The following is a 1,601-nucleotide window of genomic DNA, read 5'->3' as shown; positions in this document are numbered from 1 at the left end:
GGCGTCGTGGTGGCCATCGGCGAGGGCGTGACCAACGTCGCCGTGGGTGATCGCGTCACCTACACCGGCTTCATCAACACGCTGGGCGCCTACAGCACCGAGCGCCTGATCCCCGCCGCACCGCTGATCCGCCTGCCCGAGGGCATCTCCTACGAGACCGCCGCGGCCATGACGATGCGCGGGCTGACCAGCGCCTACCTGATGCGCCGCATCTATCCGTTCAAGGAAGGCGATTCGCTGCTGGTGCACGCCGCAGCGGGCGGCGTCGGCCTGATCGTGTCGCAATGGGCCAAGCTGCTGGGCCTCACCGTCATCGGCACGGTCTCCACCGCCGAGAAGGCCGAGGTCGCCCGTGCACACGGCTGCGACCACACCATCAACTACAGCCACGAGGACGTTGCCAAGCGTGTGCGCGAGCTCACCGGGGGCGTGGGCGTGAACGTGGTGTTCGACAGCGTGGGCAAGAGCACCTTCATGGGCTCGCTGGATTCGCTCAAGCGCCGCGGCCTGCTGGTGTGCGTGGGCACGGCCAGCGGCCCGATCCCTCCGGTCGACCCGCAGTTGCTCGCCATCAAGGGATCGCTCTACATGACGCGCCCGGCGCTGGCCGACTACATCTTCGACCCGGTCGAGAAGGCGGCGCTGGCCAAGGAGGTCTTCGGCCACGTGGCCGCCGGGCGCATCAAGATCGAGATCAACCAGCACTACGCGCTGGAAGACGCCGTGCAGGCGCACCGTGACCTGGAATCGCGCAAGACGACGGGCTCGTCGATCTTCCTGGTCTGACAGATTCAAAAGAACGAAGGAGACAAGCAAATGAAGATCGAACAACTCACCGCCAGCATCGGCGCCGAACTGGTCGGCGTGAACCTGGCCGATGCCGCCGCAGACGAGGGCCTGTTCAAGGAGGTCTACGCGGCCCTCCTGAAGCACCGCGTGCTGTTCCTGCGCGACCAGGACGACCTCACGCCGCAAGCCCACGTGGCCTTCGCCTCGCGCATGGGCCAGCTCGAATCCCATCCGATGGTGCCCTCGCATCCGGACGCACCGGGCCTGGTGCAGATCTACAAGACCCCGGACAGCCCCGCCGACCGCTACGAGAATGCCTGGCACAGCGACGGCACCTGGCGCGCCGCACCGCCCATGGGCGCGGTGCTGCGCTGCGTCGAATGCCCGCCGGTGGGCGGGGACACCATGTGGGCCAACATGGTCATGGCCTACGACAAGCTGCCCGAGGAGATCAAGGCGCAGATCGCCGACCTGTGGGCCAACCACAGCTTCAACAGCTCCTTCGCCTCGAACATGCCGATGGAAAAGCGCCTGGCGATGCGCGCGCAGTATCCGGACTCGGAGCACCCGGTGGTGCGCACGCACCCCGAGACCGGCGAGAAGCTGCTGTACGTGAACGCCTTCGCCACGCACTTCGTGAACTTCCACAACAAGAAGAACGTGCGCTACGGCCAGGACTACAACCAGGCCGGCGGCGATCTGCTGCAGTACCTGATCGCCCAGTCCAGCATCCCCGAGTACCAGGTGCGCTGGCGCTGGAAGCCCAACAGCGTGGCGATCTGGGACAACCGCAGCACCCAGCACTACGCGGT

The 1,601-nt window shown here is 66.6% G+C and carries 2 protein-coding genes; both read left to right on the top strand.

The window, feature by feature from the left end; all coding sequences use genetic code 11:
- Positions 1 to 786, top strand: a 786-nt coding sequence (locus HB681_RS37580; RefSeq protein ID WP_213959980.1) for a quinone oxidoreductase, incomplete at its 5' end; no start/stop codon positions are given.
- 30 nt (positions 787 to 816) lie between these two features.
- Positions 817 to 1,601 (top strand): TauD/TfdA family dioxygenase (locus HB681_RS37575; protein ID WP_213959979.1); only part of this gene is annotated, 785 nt, incomplete at its 3' end.

Origin of the sequence: Variovorax sp. dw_954 (assembly GCF_018449755.1) — a bacterium.
GTDB lineage: Bacteria > Pseudomonadota > Gammaproteobacteria > Burkholderiales > Burkholderiaceae_C > Variovorax.
The sequence above is the reverse complement of the archived record's forward strand: the minus strand, read 5'-3'. Positions and strand labels throughout refer to the sequence as shown.